At 61.0% G+C, this 17,042-nt stretch carries 12 protein-coding genes and 1 pseudogene; 7 read left to right on the top strand and 6 right to left on the bottom strand.

All coding sequences use genetic code 11. The features are described from left to right. Positions 1–35 precede the first annotated feature (35 nt). The 4 genes from IDH44_RS22855 to IDH44_RS22840 form a co-directional block, all read right to left on the bottom strand. Complete coding sequence (locus tag IDH44_RS22855; protein ID WP_190921148.1) at positions 36–914, bottom strand: carbohydrate ABC transporter permease; 879 nt, start codon at positions 912–914, stop codon at positions 36–38. 39 nt (positions 915–953) lie between these two features. Further along, complete coding sequence (locus tag IDH44_RS22850; protein WP_223869961.1) at positions 954–1,856, bottom strand: ABC transporter permease; 903 nt, start codon at positions 1,854–1,856, stop codon at positions 954–956. 129 nt (positions 1,857–1,985) lie between these two features. Beyond that, on the bottom strand, positions 1,986–3,794 hold the full coding sequence (locus IDH44_RS22845) for a response regulator (RefSeq protein WP_190921147.1): 1,809 nt from the start codon (positions 3,792–3,794) through the stop codon (positions 1,986–1,988). 272 nt (positions 3,795–4,066) lie between these two features. Continuing rightward, positions 4,067–5,866, bottom strand: coding sequence for a sensor histidine kinase (locus IDH44_RS22840; RefSeq protein WP_190921146.1), 1,800 nt, complete (start codon positions 5,864–5,866; stop codon positions 4,067–4,069). Positions 5,867–6,722: 856 nt separating this feature from the next. Here IDH44_RS22840 and IDH44_RS22835 point away from each other — a divergent pair. Together IDH44_RS22835 and IDH44_RS22830 are read left to right on the top strand one after the other, a co-directional pair. Continuing rightward, positions 6,723–7,766, top strand: a complete 1,044-nt coding sequence (locus IDH44_RS22835) for an SPFH domain-containing protein (protein WP_190921145.1) — start codon at positions 6,723–6,725, stop codon at positions 7,764–7,766. A 111-nt stretch (positions 7,767–7,877) separates the two neighbouring features. Then, positions 7,878–9,113, top strand: a complete 1,236-nt coding sequence (locus IDH44_RS22830) for a diacylglycerol kinase catalytic domain-containing protein (protein ID WP_190921144.1) — start codon at positions 7,878–7,880, stop codon at positions 9,111–9,113. A 179-nt stretch (positions 9,114–9,292) separates the two neighbouring features. Here the strand turns inward: IDH44_RS22830 and IDH44_RS22825 are convergent, their stop codons facing one another. After that, the gene (locus tag IDH44_RS22825) at positions 9,293–10,102 is read right to left on the bottom strand and encodes an exodeoxyribonuclease III (protein ID WP_190921143.1); all 810 of its coding nucleotides are present in this window, start codon (positions 10,100–10,102) and stop codon (positions 9,293–9,295) included. Between the two features lie 883 nt (positions 10,103–10,985). On the opposite strand from IDH44_RS22825, the gene IDH44_RS22820 reads away from it, so the two are divergent. The 5 genes from IDH44_RS22820 to IDH44_RS22800 all read left to right on the top strand — a co-directional run bounded on the left by IDH44_RS22820 (position 10,986) and on the right by IDH44_RS22800 (position 16,755). Continuing rightward, positions 10,986–12,767, top strand: a complete 1,782-nt coding sequence (locus IDH44_RS22820) for an ABC transporter ATP-binding protein (protein ID WP_190921142.1) — start codon at positions 10,986–10,988, stop codon at positions 12,765–12,767. Further along, on the top strand, positions 12,760–14,472 hold the full coding sequence (locus IDH44_RS22815) for an ABC transporter ATP-binding protein (RefSeq protein WP_190921141.1): 1,713 nt from the start codon (positions 12,760–12,762) through the stop codon (positions 14,470–14,472). The genes IDH44_RS22820 and IDH44_RS22815 overlap by 8 nt, the downstream gene beginning before the upstream one ends. A gap of 17 nt (positions 14,473–14,489) precedes the next feature. After that, a complete protein-coding gene (locus IDH44_RS22810) occupies positions 14,490–15,020 on the top strand; it encodes an RDD family protein (protein ID WP_190921140.1) in 531 nt (176 codons plus the stop codon). A 95-nt stretch (positions 15,021–15,115) separates the two neighbouring features. Beyond that, positions 15,116–15,490 carry a PH domain-containing protein gene (locus tag IDH44_RS22805; protein WP_190921139.1) on the top strand — a complete coding sequence of 125 codons (375 nt, stop codon included), beginning with the start codon at positions 15,116–15,118 and terminating at the stop codon, positions 15,488–15,490. Positions 15,491–15,759: 269 nt separating this feature from the next. Beyond that, positions 15,760–16,755: an HRDC domain-containing protein gene (locus tag IDH44_RS22800; protein ID WP_190921138.1), complete on the top strand. Its 996-nt coding sequence runs from the start codon at positions 15,760–15,762 to the stop codon at positions 16,753–16,755. Between the two features lie 60 nt (positions 16,756–16,815). Here the strand turns inward: IDH44_RS22800 and IDH44_RS22795 are convergent. Then, positions 16,816–17,042 (bottom strand): annotated as a pseudogene (locus IDH44_RS22795) (hypothetical protein); the annotation flags it as partial.

The following is a 17,042-nucleotide window of genomic DNA, read 5'->3' as shown; positions in this document are numbered from 1 at the left end:
CTCCTCAGGTTCATCATGAATGGCCTTGCGCGTTATTATTCCTTGACCGAGCCGACGACGATGCCCTTGACGAAGTAGCGCTGCAGGAAGGGATAGACCAGCACGATCGGGATCGTCGCGATGAAGATCTGCGCCGACTTGACGGTCCGGTTGGAGAGCGCCATCAGGTCCTCCGCGCTCGTGATCGCCGAGAAGTCGAGCTGCACGACGATCGTCTGGAGCAGGGTGGAGAGCGGGTAGCGCTCCTTGTCCATCAGGTAGATCAGGCCGTCGAACCAGGAGTTCCAGTGGAACACGATGGTGAACAGCGAGATCGTTGCCAGCGACGGCAACGAGATCGGCAGATAGATCGACAAGAGCGTGCGGAAGTGGCCCGCCCCGTCCATGAACGCCGCTTCCTCCAGCGACTTGGGCACCGAGGTGCGGAAGAAGTTGAGCATCAGGATCATGTTGAATACGTTGACCGCATTCGGCAGCACGAGCGCCCAGATCGAATCCATCAGCCCGACATTGCGCACGAGGATATAGGTCGGCACGAGGCCGCCGTTGAAGAGCATCGTGAAGACGAAGAACCAGGCCCAGGCGTTGCGGCCTCTGAACTGCGCGCTCTCCTTGGAGAGCGCGTAGGCGCTGAGCAGGATCAGGGCCATGCTGACGCCGGTGCCGAGCACGACCCGCTGGATCGAGATCAGGATCGAGCCGACGAAGCTGCCGTTGCCGAGCGTCATGCGGTAGCCCTCCAGCGTGAAGTCGATCGGCCAGAAGGTGACGAGATTGGCGTCCGCCGCCGCTCTGCCGCTGAACGAGACGGCCAGCACATGGATGAGCGGCAGCAGGCACAGCAGGGCGAGCAGCACGATGAACGTGTTGTTGCAATACGTGAAGATGCGGTAAGCGGTGCTGCGGTAGGTCATGCCGGATGCCTCCTTTCGTAGATCGTCGCGCAGCTCGGGTCAAAAAATGCGATACCCTGCGAACACGTAGGCGAGCCGGTAGGCGACGACGATCAGTACGAAGCTGATGACCGACTTGAACAGCCCGACCGCGGTGCCGAGACTGAAGCTGCCGCTGAGCAGCGCCGTCCGGTAGACGTAGGTGTCGATGATGTCGCCCTTGCCGTAGACGAGCGGATTGTACAGGTTGAAGATCTGGTCGAAGCCGGCATTGAGAATGCTGCCGAGCGACAAGGTCCCGACGACGATCGCGATCGGCACAAGCGACGGCACGGTGATGCTGAGCGTCTGCTGCCAGCGGTTCGCGCCGTCGATCAGCGCGGCTTCGTACAGGCTCGGATTGATGCCGGCCAGCGCCGCCAGGAAGATGATCGTCGCGAAGCCGAAGTCCTTCCAGACGTCCGTCGCCACGATCGTGAAGCGGAACCAGTCGCCGTCGCCGAGGAAGAAGATCGGCTGCAGTCCGACCGCCTCCAGCGCGCGATTGACGATCCCGCCGTCCATCGACAGCACGTCGATGAAGATGCCGCCCAGGATGACCCACGACAGGAAGTGGGGCAGGTAGACGATCGTCTGCACGGTGCGCTTGAAGAGCAGCTTGCGCACCTCGTTGAGCAGCAGCGCGAACACGAACGGCACGATCAGGTGGAACACCATCTTGAGCGACGAGATGATCAGGGTGTTCCAGATCACCTGCACGCTCTCCTGGAAGGTGAACAGGTCGCGGAAATGCATCCAGCCGACCCACGGCGATCCGCGAATGCCGAGCCACGGCTTGAAGTCCTGGAACGCCATGACGAGCCCGCCGAGCGGCGCGTACTGGAAGACGGCGAGCACGATCGCAGCGGGCAGCAGCATCAGATGAAGCGGCCAGTTGCGCTTCCAATTCCATTGTTTTTTCATCGTATCCCTCCCGCTGATTCCCATTCTAGCCAACGGGCAGCGGACGCGATAGGCGAAGATCGCAACATTCGTGGCACTTTGTTAAGCGTTTGCAATGACGGTCGCGCGGGTGCCTTGCGAAGGTGCCGCTCACCCCCGGTTGCGGAATTCCTGCGGCGTCAGGCCGTGGTATTTTTTGAACACCTTGATGAAGTACGACGGCGTCGCGTAATCAAGCCGCCCGGCGATCTCGTGGATCCGCAGCGCCGGATCGCCGAGCAGCGCGGCGGCGCGCTCCATCCGCAGACGCAGCAGGTAGTCGGAGAGGCTCTCGCCCGTCTCCAGCTTGTACACCTTGGACAGATAGACGGGATGGAGATAGACGTGATCGGCGATCGTCTGCAGCGACAGCTCCCGCTCGAGCCCTTGCAGGACGAACGCCTGCACGCGCTGTATGATGCCGGCCCGGCTGCCCCTGGCCTCGCTGCGCGTATCCTCGCGCACCCGCTCCAGCGCGGCGCGGCACCAGGCGCGGAGCTGGTCGAGCGACTGGAACGGCTGCGTGCCGGCCGCGGCGGGCATGCCGCGCTGCAGGATATCCTGCAGCAGGCGGTTGTTCTTGTGCGAGAGCTGGATCAAGGCGTGCGAGACGTAATAGTAGACCTCGAGCAGATGCTCCTGCGAGACGTAGCTGCGCGCATGCAGCTCGGCGAAGGCGGCCTCCAGCTTGCGCAGCGCCTCGTCCCAGCGCCCGGCCTCGAGCAGATGATGCAGGCTCGGCGGCTCGTACAGGCTGTGCAGCACGGGCAGCGTCTCGTCGCCGGGCGCCGGGTCTTCGCCGCCGCTGTCGGTCAGGAAGAAGCCGGTCTGACTGCCGATGCGCCGCCGCAGCAGTCCGATGGCCGACTGATAGCGGGCGTGCAGCTCCTCGGGAAATCGACCGGGACGGCTCACGACGACGGAGATCCGGCCATTCAGATATTGGCGTACGCTCTCCTGGAGCTGGGCCGCGATATTCTCGAGCCGGGCCTGATGCCGGCTGTCAGACGCGCCGCCCGGGCTGTCGCCTGGCCTATTGGCCTGCATGCCGGTGCCGGCGGCGAACTGCGTGTCCGGCGTGTGCGCATCGGTGCCGCGTGCGCCAGCTGCAGCCTTCGGCGCGCGCCCCTCGGTATCGCGTGCGCCCTCCTCAGTCTCCCGCGCGTCTGCTTCACTGCCCGGTGCTCGCTCAGCGCCGTCCAGCGGCATGAGAAGGAAGACGAGGTAGTCGTGCTCGTCGCGACAGTGCAGCAGGCGGAAGGAATCGGCGAACAGCTCCTCGGCGATGTTGCACAGCCCGAATTCGAGCAGCGGGTGCTGCAGCGATTCATAATTGCGAAAGCCTTCCTCGACCCGTACGAGCAGCAAGGTACACGCCTCGCCGGGGGCGAGCCCGAGCTCGGCCGCCTCCAGCCGCTCCCGCAGCCGTTCGTGCGGCACGTTGCGCGAGCTCAGCAAGCCGAGCAGCACGTCGCGGCGCAGCAGCGGCAGACTGTCCCGTCTGACGCGCTCGGCTCGCTCCCGCGAGGCGATGTCCGACCACTCGGCGTCCAGCGCCTCGATCTGGCGCCGCACGGTGGCGACCAGGTCGTCGTTGCGCAGCGGCTTGAGCAAGTAATCTGCCGTACCCAGCCGGATCGCCTGCTTGGCGTAATCGAATTCGGAATAGCCGGTCAGCAGCACGCAGCGGATCCGCTTGCGCCGCCGGCCGATGCGCGCGATCAGCTCCAGGCCGCTCATGCCCGGCATGCGGATGTCGGTGACGAGGATGTCGATCGCTTCACGCTCCAGCACGGCCAGCGCCTCGGTGCCGGAATAGGCCTTGTGCACGGCCGCGATGCCGAGCGCCTCCCAATCGATGGAGACGGCGAGGTTGTCCGCGACGGCGGGCTCGTCGTCGACGAGCAGCAAGTGATACATGTTGGTGGCCTCCTGTCGAAATTAGGCGTGATGGTGTGAATGTCCGGCGGAATTAGGCGTAATGGTGTGAATGTCCGTCCGGCTGTGCTGCTCTGGTCAGCTGGCGTTCGCGGCACGCCTGCAGAGCTGGTGCGGCGGGTCGTCGCTTGCCCGCGCTCTCGCGACTGCCAGACCAGTCGATCGGCCCCGTCCTTCGAGACCGGTGAGACCGTCGCGGCCTGCGCCTGCGGGCGCGGCGCGTGCCGATCCTCCTGAGCAGGCTGCTCACCGGCTCATGCGCCGCCCTCCGGCAAGGGCCCGTCGCGGCTATCGCCAGAGAGCGGCAAGGGTCCGGCTTGGCTATCGCTGCCCACCGGCCATTGCAGGGTCACGCTCAGGCCCTCGCGGCGTCGCGCCAGCACGAGGCCGGCCTCCGGGCCGAAGCGGTAGACGAGCCGGTCGTGCACGTTTTTCATGCCGGTGCCGGCGGGCTGCTCGGCCGGGCTGCGCTTCTCCAGCAGCGCGCGCTGCAGCGCATCGAGCTGCCCGGAGGTCAGGCCGACGCCGTTGTCCTCGACGACGATCGCCCATATCGCATGGCGCTGCTCGCCGGTGATGCGGATGCGGCAGGGCCCTTCCTTGGGCTCGAGCCCGTGCTGGACGGCGTTCTCGACGATCGGCTGGATGAGCAGGCGCGGCACCTCCAGCTGGAGCATGGCCTCGGGGATGTCGATCTCGGCCTCCAGCCGCTTCATCCGGAGCTGCTGGATCGCCAGATAACTGCGCAGCAGCTCCGCCTCCTCGCGCAGCTGTGCGATCGGATTGTCCACGCGCGTGATATAGCGATAGTAGTCGCCGAGGTGGACCGCCATGGCCGCGGCGGCCTCCTCGTCGCCGTATTCGGCCATATTTTTGATGGCATACAGGCAGTTGTACAGGAAGTGCGGGTTGATTTGCGACTGCAACTGCTTGAAGGTCGCGTCGCGGGCGCGCAGCTGCTCCTTGTAGACCGAGTCGATCAAGGTCTGGATCTGCTCAGTCATTTCGTTGAATCGTTCGACGAGCAAGCCGAATTCATGGCCGGATCGGACGACGATGCGCTCTCCGTAATAGCCCTTCTTGACGCGCTGGACGCCGTTGACGAGCCGCCGGATCGGCAGCTGCACCTCGCGATACAGCAGCAGCGCCGCGGCAATGGCGACCAGCAGCAGCACGGCCCAGAACGTATAGTACAGATTGCGGCTGCGTTCGATCGGCTGCAGCAGATGCTGAAGCGGGTAATAATCGACCAGATGCCAGCCGAGCGCTTCGGAGCGGACGTACTGCACGACATATTGCCGCCCCTGCAGCGTCATCGTCTCGGTGCCGATGTCGGGCAGCGCGCGCCGATCGAGCCTGCCGGTGAGCGTCTGGATCAGCTCTGCATTTGCGGAAGCATTTACAATCGAATCGTGCATCGGATGGTAGTAGAAGGGGTCGCCGTTTCCGCCCTCCTTGTACTGCGTCAGCATGTTGCGGATGTTGGCGTCGGGGAAGCTGATCTCTGCGACCAGATTAATATTCTCCTGACTGTCGAACATGGCGTCGACCGCGTAGCGGACGAAGCTGCGGCCGTCGATGCCGCCGGCGGGCTGCTCGCGGTACTGCCAGCTTTTGACGAGGTGGCCCTGCAAATAATCGTCGTCGTACTGCGTCCGGATGGACGTGGAGACGACGTCATGCGCCTGCCGCGCATACAGCGAGATCTGGTTGCTCCAGATGGTGGAGCTGTTGTACACCTTGAGCAGCTCCAGCACGGTTTGCTTGGCATGCAGCTGCTCGTACGGACGTTCGAATTCATGCGCGTTAGCGTAAATTTTGACGCTCGGGTTGAGCAGCAGCGTGACTGAAATGCCGGACAGCAGCTCGGCCTGGCTGTCGAGCTGATTGGCGAATTGGCGCAGCTTGTGTTCGCTCGCTGCCTTGATTTCCTGGTCGATGACTTGCTCGCTGACATGATTGGCGTAGCTGTACAACACCAGCAGCGGAATCAGAATGAGCAGCAGCGCCCCCATCATTTTGACGAACAGACTGAGCCGAATGCGCATCCGCATGTCTGGGTCGCCTCCTTGCGATGAAGTGTTAAAAGTGAAAAGTGAAAGGTGAAAGGTGAATCAAATCCACTGAGTTGAATCCATCGAGTTGAATCCAATGCCAACTCATCGCCAACTGTAAAAGTGCAGTTTATTTTAATAAATCTACATCAATAGAAGTGCTCAACTGCAAAAGTGCAGTTGAATTTGATCCATTTCAGAAAAAGTCAGCTCCAGTTGCCGATTTAACTGTATTTTTACAGTTGGCGAGCCGAAATTCGGGGGATGGACGATTTTTAACTGTATTAATGCAGTTCAAGCGTCCCCAATTGTTCGCAAGCTTGTCCAAACGAATCAAACGGGTACAAGCATGAACAAGCGATTTCAAGTAACTCAAACGGGTTCAAGTATGCTCAAGCGATTTCAAGTAACTCAAACGAATTCAAGCGTGCTCAAGCCATTTCTTGAAAGTAAAGAAAGTATATAATTTTGCCTATCCTTGTCTTTGCTGCGCCCATTATACTGAATCGCTGTGCACAGCACAATGAAAATCAAGCTACATTCAGCGAATCGGCTGAAAATAGCGGAATCGGAAGAAAAACCTGGTTTTCACCATGTTCAAGCATGAATTATCGCGATTTTGAACGAATTTGGAGGTTGTGAAATCAATATTTTAATATTATTATTTTGATATATTCAAATTGATAAAATCAAATTAAAAGTAAAAATTTTATTTCATCTTCATGATTTAATCTTCATGATTTAATCTTCATGATTCAATCTTTATGATTCAATCTTCATGGTTTAATTTTCATGATTCAATGTTCATGAAGGACCAACTTCATCTTAATCGATTTCTTCCAAGGAGGCGATGGTCATGTTTGGCATCAAATTCGTCAAGTTTCAACCGAGCGAATATGTCATGAAAATGCGCAGCGGTCGGGTGGTAAGGGAAGGCGTCGGACTCTCGTTTTTTTACTACGCGCCGGTGACGTCGGCAATTGTCATACCGGTCTCCTCGGTCGATGCGCCGTTCATGTTCGAGGAGGTAACACGCGACTTCCAGAGCGTCACCGTACAGGGCCAGCTGACGTACCGGATCGCGGATTTTCATCAGATGTCGCGGATGCTGGACTACACGTACAATCTGCGTAAAAAGGCATACCTGTCGGATGATCCGGGCAAGCTCGGGCAGCGCGTCATCGGGCTGGCCAAGGTACTGGTGAAACGGCATCTGGAGGCCATGCCGCTGCGCGAAGCGATCCAGGCGGGCGATCGCCTGGCGGCGGCGCTCGGCGAGGCGCTCGCCGACAGCCCCGAGCTGAAGAAGCTCGGCCTTGAAGCGATCGGCGCTTCGATCCTGGCCGTGCTGCCGAGCAAGGAGACGATGCGGGCGCTGGAGGCGCAGACGCGCGAGCAGATCCTCCGCGAAGCCGACGAGGCGCTGTATGAACGGCGCAATGCTTCGATCGAGCAGGAGCGGATCGTGCGCGAGAATGAGCTGGGCACGGAGATCGCTATAGAGGCGAAGAAGAAGCAAATCCGTGAAAGCCAGTTGGCCGCCGACCGCCTCGTGCAGCAGAAAAAGAACGAAATGCAGCAGGAGCAGTTGCACTTTGATACCGCGTACGAGGAGGAGCGCGAGACGATGCTCAGACGTTCGGCGGATAACCGGAGAGTGGAGGCGGACGCTCGCGCTTATGAGCTGTCGGCTGTCATGGGCGCGCTGGGCGGAGCAGATCAGCAGGTGCTGCAAGCCTTGACCCGGTCGGGCATGAATCCGAATCAGCTAATCGCGGCGGCGTTCGAGGAGCTGGCCGGACAGGCGGACAAGATCGGGCAGCTCAACATCTCGCCGGACTTGTTACAGGGATTGCTGCAGGGCGAAGCAGCACAGGTAACGGAGCGTCGCAAGCGATAGGCTTGCGGCAACAAGTCAAGGGTAGGGGCAGGGGCAGCGTAGTATGGAGGCGGCAAGTCGAGCTTGACGCGACCGGAGAGCCGCTTAATATAAAGGGAAGGCGTGAATGCAATGGGAGCGCAGCGCGATGCGAAGCTGGTGCTGATCAAGCGCCGCACGCGGCTGGAGGAGCTAGTCGTTCGCTACAATACGGTGCGGCAGGCAGAATTCGTCATTGAATCAATGGGCGAGGATTTCTCCGATTACCGGGAAGAAGACGAAGTGTATCGGGAGGCGCTGATCCGGGCGAAGCAGGCGCTGAGCGGAATGGGACGGGTGCAGGTGCTGGACCGCGAGCATGTGCCGAACTATCTGTTCGGCCCGGCGGATACAGTCGTGGCGCTCGGGCCGGACGGTCTGGCGGCGAATACGCTCAAGTATCTCGACGGCCAGCGGCTGATCGGGGTCAATCCGGACCCGGCCCGCTGGGATGGCGTGCTGCTGCCCTTTGGGGTAAGCGATCTGGGGAGTGTGGTCCCCGAGGCTGTGGCCGGACGACGCCCGGTGCGGGAGGTAACGCTGGCGCAGGCGGAACTGAGCGACGGCCAGCTCTTGTATGCCGTCAATGATCTCTTCATCGGGCGCAGGACCCATGTGTCGGCTCGCTACCGGATCGCGGCCGGCGGCCTGGAGGAGCGGCAGTCCTCCAGCGGCGTCATCGTCTCGACGGGCATGGGCTCGACCGGCTGGCTGAAGAGCGTCCTGGCCGGTGCGGCCGGCATCGCCCGCCAGACAGGAATGCTGTCGAGGGAGCGGACTGTGGCCGGCACGCCGGCGGCAGCAGCGGCGCGTGCAGGAGCAGCGGCGCGTGCAGGAGCAGCGGCGCGTGTAGCTGCGGGTGAAGCGGTTGCGGGCGCTGCAAGGCGCGGCGCGGCTGCGGCGAACGCGGCAGCGGAAGCAGCAAGGCGTGGCCCTGCCGCGGCGAATGAAGGCGAGGCGCGGGTAGTACGAGAAGGCGTGGAACCGCCGGCGAGAGCAGGCTCGGAGCAGTCGGAGCAGATGGTGCCGGCTGGCACGGTAAGTGGAGCGCCTGCAGCTTCGGACCGCGCTGAGCCGGGGGCAGGCGTGTTCGCCTGGGAGAGCGACTCGCTGCGCTTCACGGTGCGCGAGCCCTTCCCGAGCCGGACGACAGGCGCGGATCTAGTATACGGACGCATCGCGCGCGGCGAGACGCTCCAGCTCGTCTCGCAGATGCCGGAGGACGGCGTCATCTTCAGTGACGGCATGGAGCAGGATTACCTGGAGTTCCGCTCCGGCGTGCGGGCGACGATCGGCGTGGCCGCCAAGAAGGGGGTGCTGGTGGTGTGAGGTGCAAGGGTGTGCATTGCAAAAGCTGTGCATTCCGCAAGACTGATCACTGCACAAGGCTGATCACTGCACAAGGCTACACACTGTACAAGACTGAGCACTGCAAGTCTAACAGGCCTTGTCAGCGCTTAGGTCGTCTTCTTGGATCGGGAGGGCCGTGGCCAAAGAAAAACTAAGTCTTACGGGTGACCAACAAGCAGATTGTCTTCGTCTGCGCGCGGCGTTGGCCATGCTGCCGGATCGAGCTCGAGCAGCACGGGGCAGTGGTCGCTGCCCATGACCTCACAGGCGATCTCCGCCTCGCGCAGCGCCGGGGCCAGACGCTTCGACATCAGGAAATAATCAATGCGCCACCCCACATTGCGTTCGCGCACCTTGGGCATGTAGGACCACCACGAATAGACGCCGGCTCGCTCAGGGTACAGGTGCCGGAAGCTGTCGATGAAGCCTGATTCCAGCAGAGCCGACATTTTGCCTCGTTCCTCGAAGGTGAATCCGGAATTGCCGGTATTCGGCTTGGGGTGGCGCAGATCGATCTCCTGGTGGGCGACGTTCAGATCGCCGCATACGACGACCGGCTTGTGAGCGTCGAGCCGCTGCAGCTCGGCACGGAAGCGATCTTCCCAGGCGAGCCGATGCTCTAGCCGCGACAGGTCGCGCCGCGCATTGGGCGTGTAGACGTTGACCAATTGGAAGTGCTCGAATTCCAGCACAATGACTCGCCCCTCGGGATCCTCCTCTCCGCTGAGGCCGTATTGCACGCGCAGCGGCTTGAGCCGGGTGAAGACGGCGGTGCCGGAGTAGCCTTTTTTCTCGGCGTAATTCCAGTATTGCGTATATTCTTCACCCAGTTCGAGAAGGATCTGACCCTCCTGCAGCTTGGTCTCCTGTACGCAGAAAATATCGGCATCCACAGCGCGGAAATAATCCATAAACCCTTTATTGACACAGGCCCGCAGGCCGTTCACATTCCATGATACGAGCTTCATCCGGTTGCTTCCTCCTATCGAACATTTTCGATCCTTAACGTCCTTTAAAAGACGCCGCCAATCTTTCGCATAGAAATCGGGCGAGCCCTGCTAGAAATCGAACGAGCCCTGCGTTTCACCAATAGAACAAGGCGCACGTTTTGCAGAACAAAACGCGCTTGGCTGTGATAAGATGGCCTCGGTGTTTCGCCTTAATCATTGTTGCAATGCTGATTCTTGAGCTAACGGTTGTGAGCGAGCCTAATCTAGCGAAAAGCGGGCAATTTGAATGCTAACGGTTGCAGCAGCGCTTATTTGGCGGAATTTGCTTCTTTTTTAACGATTTCAATGAAATAGGCGCTGTGAGAACCGTTAAAATGAAAACATTGCTTTTTTGGGCCGATTAGCCGCTGTGGCAACCGTTAGCTGGACAAAGACGTCTGCCAAAAGAAGCCGTCAGCCGTTTTGTCTCGGCCGTAAATGACGGCTCGCCCGTTTCGCCTCTTCCTATCAGTGTAGCACAGCTTGGCAAGCTTGCGGACTGGTAGGGCGGTTGGAAATAATGATGGATTTATGGGCCAAATTGCGTTATATTTGGTCAACAGAAAATAAAGGGAATTTTTGGAGTGGGAGAACGTAACAGATATAGACACGGTGAGAAGTCGAGAAAGATAGAGTGAGATATCTAGAGCAAGAGAAAGATAGGGAGAGCTAGGGAGAGCTAGAATGAGATAGAACAAGAAAGAGCTAGAGGAAGCTAGAGAAAGTTAGAGAAAGCTAGAAAGAGCTAGAAAGAGCTAGAAAGAGCTAGAAAGAGATAGAGAGAGATAGAGAGAGATAGAGAGCTGGAGTGAGCTTGGAAGAGCTAGAGAGAGACAGAGATTGAGCAATCAGGGGGGATCAGGTGGAGGCTATAAAAATTCAGAATCAAGCGAACTGGAAAGAAAAGCTGCGCATCTATGGATGGATCGTTTCGTTTGTCGGGAAATACAAGGGGCCGTTTGCCGCGCTGTTGATGGCCGGGTTGATCCAGTCGGGCGTGCTGTTGACGATCCCGAAGTTCATCCAGCAGGTGATCGACGTCATCGTACCGACGGGCAACCTCGCGCAGCTGTGGACGATGCTGGCCATGCTCGTGCCGCTCATTGCGCTGATGCTGGTCGCGATGGCGGTGCGCAATCGGATGCAGCGCATCCTGCAGGAGAAGGGAGCAAGCGATCTGCAGCTAGCCGTCTTCCGGCAGCTGCGGCGGCTCGGCTTCGCCTACTACGAGACGCATCCGACCGGGGAGACGCTGTCGCTGTTCCAGGCGGAGGTGCCGGCGATCCAGCAGATCTACCGGCGCTACCTGCCCGTACTGATCGAGCGCTCGATCCTGCTGCTCGTCTCGCTCGCGCTGCTGATCGCGCTAAATCCGCTGCTGACGCTGCTAATCGTGCCGTTCTTCCTCTCGTACTACTTGATCGGCCCGCAGTTCGAGCGCAGGCAGGCGGCCTATGCGCAGGAGGGCACGCGCACGCGCGCCAACTACAATCAGAAGCTGTATGACAGCCTCACCGGACTGCTGGAGCTGCGCATACACCGCGCCGAGCGCTGGGACCTTGGCCTCCTGCTCGACAAGTTCGAGGTCAACCGCGGCTGGTGGCAGCGTGAGCTGCTGTACGCGCTGCTGCGGGGCACCGCGCGGCGCATGACGGTCAACCTCGGCGCATTGGCGCTGTTCGTCTTCGGCGCCTGGGCGGTGCGCAGCGGCAGCATGGACGTCGGCGCATTCGTCGCCTTCCTGCTCTATTACTTCACGGTGATGCAGACGTTGACGACCGTCGTCACGATGGCGACCGAGCAGAGCATGCTCGTCATGCAGGGGGAGAAGCTGTACCGGCTGATGCAAGAGGAGCCGGCGCTGCAGGAGCCGGCGCGCGGTCGCACGCTGCGGGACGTGGCGGGCCGCCTGGAGCTGGACAACGTCTCGTTCGCTTACGCGCAGCTGCCGGACCGCCCGGTGCTGCGCGGCGTCACGCTGACCGTGGCGCCCGGCGAGCGCGTCGCGTTCGCGGGCGCGAGCGGCGGCGGCAAGTCGACGCTGCTCAAGCTGATCGGGCGCTTCTACGACCCGAGCGACGGGGCGCTGCGGCTCGACGGCATCCCCCTGCAGGAGCTGGAATCCGGAGCGCTTCGCCAGGCGCTCGGCTACGTCTTTCAGGAGACGTATCTGTTCGGCGACAGCGTGCTGGCGAACATCCGCTTCGGCCGGCCCCAGGCGAGCGACGAGGAGGTCCGGGCCGCGGCCCGGGCGGCCAATGCCGACGCCTTCATCGCACAGCTGCCGCAGGGCTACGATACGCCTGTGGGCGAGCGCGGCTACAAGCTGTCGGGCGGTCAACGTCAGCGGATCGCGATCGCTCGCATGATCCTCAAAAATCCCGCCGTCGTGCTGCTCGACGAGGCGACTTCGGCGCTGGACAACCGCAGCGAGCGCGAGGTGCAGGAGGCGCTGGACCGGCTGCTGGCCGGACGGACGACAATCGCGGTGGCGCATCGCCTCTCGACGGTGCGGCATTACGACCGGATCGTCGTGCTGGAGGACGGCCGCATCGCCGAGCAGGGCGGCTACGACGCGCTGATGGCGCGCCGCGGGGCGCTGTATCGGCTGGTCATGGGCGAGGAGGCGATCGCGCATGCCTGATTGGAAATGGCTGGCCGGGCAGGCCAGGCCGCTCAAATGGCCGCTGCTGCTGGCGGTGCTGCTCTGCGTGCTCGACATGCTGTCCCTGCTCGGCATTACCGCCGTGCAGAAGTGGATCATCGACGACATCTTCGTCGCCGGCGAGTACGGACTGCTGACGCGGTACCTGCTGCTCTTCGCGGCCTTGATCGTCGGCTACAACGCGGTGCATCTGCTGTCGTACATGCTGAACCGTCGCAATGAGTACGCGCTGCTGCGTCGCCTCTCCGTGCAACTGATGCATGTGATGTATCGGATGCCGGTATCCCGCTACCATAGCGAACGCATCGGCGCGCTGGCCCAGCGCTTCCATCAGGAGGTGCGCGATACGAGCCACTTCGTCGCGCATCTGCTGCCGGGCAGCCTCACCGGCGTGCTGCGGGTCGCGGTGCTGGCCGGCTTCATCGGCTGGGCCGAGCCGCTCATGCTGGCGCTCATCGTCGTGCTCGGGCTCGTCTACACCGTCATCGGGCGCAAGCTCGGGCCCGACCAGAAGGCGGCGGGCAAGGCGGTGCAGGCGGCGCGCTCGGACGTCGCGGTGCAGCTCGAGGAAGGGATCGCCTCCACGCGCGAGGTGATTGCCTTTCACCGGCATGCCTGGGAGCTGGAGCGCTACGCGCACCGCTTCCGGCACTTCTTCGGCAAGGTGATGGCCGAGGGCAAGCTGGCGAACCGGCAGCTCGCCTGGAGCGAGCCGCTGCGCTGGGGCATGAATCTGGCCGTGCTGGGCTACGGCGCCTATCTGACGATCACGGGAAGCCTGTCGATCGGCAGCTATATCGTCGTTTACCAGTTCGCCAGCCAGTTGCTCGACGGCATGCAGCAGCTGCTCGGATACGGCCTGCAATTCTCGGCGCGGATGGGGACGGTGGAGCGGCTGCGCAGCTTCATGACGGACAGCGAGCCGGAGGACGGACGGTTGCTCGAGGGACCGATTCGGAGCCTGACGTTCCACGAGGTCGGCTTTGCCTATCCGGGGCAGCGCGAGCGCGTGCTGGACGGGCTGACCGTGGAACTGCCGATCGGCGGCAAGACGGCGTTCGTCGGCGCAAGCGGCGGCGGCAAGTCGACGGTGGCGCAGCTGCTGGAGCGCTTCTATGATCCGCAGGAAGGGGAGATTCGCGTCAGCGGCGAGCCGCTGCGCGAACTGGCGCTGGACAGCTGGCGCAGCCGCATCGTGCTGGTGCCGCAGGACCCGTATCTGTTCCCCGACACGATCCGGCACAACCTAGCGCTGGGCCGGGAGGGCGTGACCGAGCAAGCGTGCGAGGCGGCCTGCCGGGCGGCGGAGATTCATGCCGATATTGCGGCGCTGCCCAGTGGCTACGACACCGTGCTCGGCGAGCGGGGCATCACGCTGTCGGGCGGACAGCGCCAGCGACTGGCGATCGCGCGGGCCCTGCTGGCGGATGCGGAGGTGCTGGTGCTGGACGAGGCGACCTCGGCGCTGGACCTGGAGACGGAGCGCCGGGTACAGCGTAATCTTGATCGGCTGCGGGAGGGCAAGACGACGATCGTGATCGCGCACCGATTGTCAACGGTGGAGAATGCCGATTGCATCTATGTCATGAGCCGAGGCCGCATCGTCGAATCGGGTACGCACGAGGAACTGCTGCGGTCGGCGTCATTGTACAAAGAGCTGGTGTACGCCAGACTAGCGAACTAACTCAAGGAGGGCAGAACATGCAAAATGCGAGTTTTATATCCCGCTGCAAGGCGTTTCTACTCGATTATGTCATCATTCTTGGATACTTGGCGCTATTGGCGGTTGTAAATTTGTTCGTCTTTCCGGAACTTCAGCAGCTTTTTATCGGTTCGCCGCTCCGGGCGCAGTTGGCCGGTTTTGTCATGGTGACGCTCCCGGTATCACTTTACTTCATCTTCGGCGATGCCCGCGGCGGCGGCACCTTCGGCAAGCGGCGGATCGGCATTCGCGTTGCGGACCGCAGCGGTTATGGTCCGGGAATTGCGCGCATGGTCTTCCGTACGGCGGTCAAATTTTTACCTTGGGAGCTGGCTCATTTTTTGGCGTATCGGCTTTCCAGGACCGGAGAAGAGGACGCGATTCCGACTTACTTGTATCTTGTAGGCGGCACGGTATATGCGCTCATGCTTGTGTATATCCTTACGGCGATTTTTACACCCAAGAAACAGGCGTTGTACGATCTCATCGCGTCGACGCGGGTGGTGGCCGAGTCAGGCCGGACCGGCTGACGAAAAAAGCTGGTCAATGCGCTCCATCTTCTCTATGATAAGTAAGAAGATGTCTTTCTACAGGATCTACCAAATTTCGCGAGGGGGCGAAACGAATGGGGTTTTTGGACGGCTTGATGGGTAACGCATCGGAGCTTGCTCCGGCAGAGGTGCAAAAGGAGTTTCAGCACGTGCTGATTGACGGCGAGCGCATTGAAAAAGCGTACAAGCTGATTCGCGATATGTTTTTGTTTACGGACAAGCGTCTGATTCTGGTCGACAAGCAGGGCGTCACGGGGAAGAAAACGGAGCTGCACTCCATCCCGTACAAAAGCATCTCGCACTTCAGCATCGAAACGGCAGGCTCGTTCGACCTGGATGCGGAATTGAAAATTTTTATCTCAAGCCAGACGACACCGCTGACCAAAAAATTCAATAAAAGCCTGAATATTTACGAGCTGCAAGGCGTGCTTGCCTCGTATATTTTATAGCGGTCTATAAGGGGCTCACAGCGGTCTATTAAAGGCCTCCATCCAATGTGAGAACAAATGTTCGAAAATTGCTTGCTATGGCTGCTAAGATATGGTAAGCTATGTTCAACCGAATCACAACCAACCGAATAAGGCGCATATTGCCTATTTCTGAACGAGGAAGCACCTCTTTCGCATTTTGCGGGAGAGGTGTTTTTATTTTTGCAAAAATGAGGAAAAAGCGCCTCAGACGGTGGATTCGGATTATAACGGAGAGGTTGTGTGCATGTATGCAGGCAGTATTCGTAAACACGTTGGAGAAGCAGCTGGGCGAGGGGCGCGTGGCCCAGGGCCGGGTCTCGATTGGCGAGGAGCAGGGACTGTGGCACGTCGTTTGGGAGGAAGGGGACAAGGAGCGGGAACGCTGGTACGCGGGCACTTCATGGGAGGAGATGCTCAGCACCTTTCGTTATAGCGTGGCGATCAAGCTGGGCGAAGGCTATGTACCGGTCCTGGACGGCATGCTGGAGGAGCGCAAGCCCGATCGCGGCATGAGGGGCGCGCTCTCCCGGTATCATTGCTACGGCGAGCTGCATAGCGACCCCGAGCTGTTCGAAGCGCTGCGGGACTGGCGGCGGGGGCGGGCGATCGCGGAGAAAAAGGCGGCCTACGTCATTGCAACCAACCGCATGCTGTGGATGCTGAGCGCCTACGTGCCGCATCAAGAGGACGAGCTGCTGCAGATCCCCGGCTGGGGCGAGAACAAGCATGGCCTTTACGGTGCCGAGGTGCTGGAGATTACGCGCCGTTATGCGCAGCGCACGGCGTTTCCGCTGGATTGGGTTGCCGAAGCGCTCGATACGGATACCTATACGCAATGGATGTACCGTCAGAAGGAAATGAAATTCAAAGGCGAACTGGACCGCCATCAAGAGAAGCGGCGCCTTCTTGAGGGTATTCAGGACGGACTGTCGCTGGCCGAGCTGCAGCAGTCGACGGAGCTCCCGCGCAGAGAGCTGCTGGAACGGATTGAGACGCTGGAGGCGGAAGGATACGATCTGGAAGCGCTCATCGAGCGCGAGCTGGCGGAGGTGTCGCAGGAGGAGCAGCAAAAAATATGGCAAGCGCTGGCGTCCGTCGGCGATCGTTATCTAAAGCCTGTGCTCAGCGAGGTGTATGAGGAGCAGGAGCTCAAGACGCGCCAGGTCGAAGTCCTCTACGATCGGCTGCGGCTGATGCGCATCCGGTATCGCCGCGCAGGACAGAGCGAATCGCAGGCGATCTAGACGAGTCTTGGCCAGCGGCTGCAGTCGTGGCTGAAGTGGAGGCTGAGGTCGCATTCGCTGCTACGCGCTCGCCTCGGGCAAGCGGCGCAAGCCCCCGTCCGGCCAGATCGGGTCGGCATACCGAATCGGCCGATTCTCCGAGCAGGGGAGGCCGCTCTCGTAGGAGCGGTCCCCGATTGCCAGCATCGCCGCCGCCCGGCGCTCGCATACGGCCCGCGCGGGGCGCGGCTCCGCCGCCGCCGCCGCCGCCACTTCGGCCGCGGCGGAGCTGCGGAGCCTGTCGCCCG

The organism is Paenibacillus sabuli (assembly GCF_014705605.1).
GTDB classification, from domain to species: domain Bacteria; phylum Bacillota; class Bacilli; order Paenibacillales; family Paenibacillaceae; genus Paenibacillus_D; species Paenibacillus_D sabuli.
Note: the sequence above shows the minus strand (reverse complement) of the source record. Positions and strands in the feature narration are given on the sequence as shown.

Excerpts from the sequence above, each read along its gene's own strand:
- IDH44_RS22840 (WP_190921146.1), bottom strand. The coding sequence starts at position 5,866 with ATGCGGATGCGCATTCGGCTCAGTCTGTTCGTCAAAATGATGGGGGCG.
- IDH44_RS22825 (WP_190921143.1), bottom strand. The coding sequence starts at position 10,102 with ATGAAGCTCGTATCATGGAATGTGAACGGCCTGCGGGCCTGTGTCAAT.
- IDH44_RS22815 (WP_190921141.1), top strand. The coding sequence starts at position 12,760 with ATGCCTGATTGGAAATGGCTGGCCGGGCAGGCCAGGCCGCTCAAATGG.
- IDH44_RS22850 (WP_223869961.1), bottom strand. The coding sequence starts at position 1,856 with ATGAAAAAACAATGGAATTGGAAGCGCAACTGGCCGCTTCATCTGATG.
- IDH44_RS22855 (WP_190921148.1), bottom strand. The coding sequence starts at position 914 with ATGACCTACCGCAGCACCGCTTACCGCATCTTCACGTATTGCAACAAC.
- IDH44_RS22830 (WP_190921144.1), top strand. The coding sequence starts at position 7,878 with ATGGGAGCGCAGCGCGATGCGAAGCTGGTGCTGATCAAGCGCCGCACG.
- IDH44_RS22810 (WP_190921140.1), top strand. The coding sequence starts at position 14,490 with ATGCAAAATGCGAGTTTTATATCCCGCTGCAAGGCGTTTCTACTCGAT.
- IDH44_RS22800 (WP_190921138.1), top strand. The coding sequence starts at position 15,760 with ATGCAGGCAGTATTCGTAAACACGTTGGAGAAGCAGCTGGGCGAGGGG.
- IDH44_RS22845 (WP_190921147.1), bottom strand. The coding sequence starts at position 3,794 with ATGTATCACTTGCTGCTCGTCGACGACGAGCCCGCCGTCGCGGACAAC.
- IDH44_RS22805 (WP_190921139.1), top strand. The coding sequence starts at position 15,116 with ATGGGGTTTTTGGACGGCTTGATGGGTAACGCATCGGAGCTTGCTCCG.
- IDH44_RS22835 (WP_190921145.1), top strand. The coding sequence starts at position 6,723 with ATGTTTGGCATCAAATTCGTCAAGTTTCAACCGAGCGAATATGTCATG.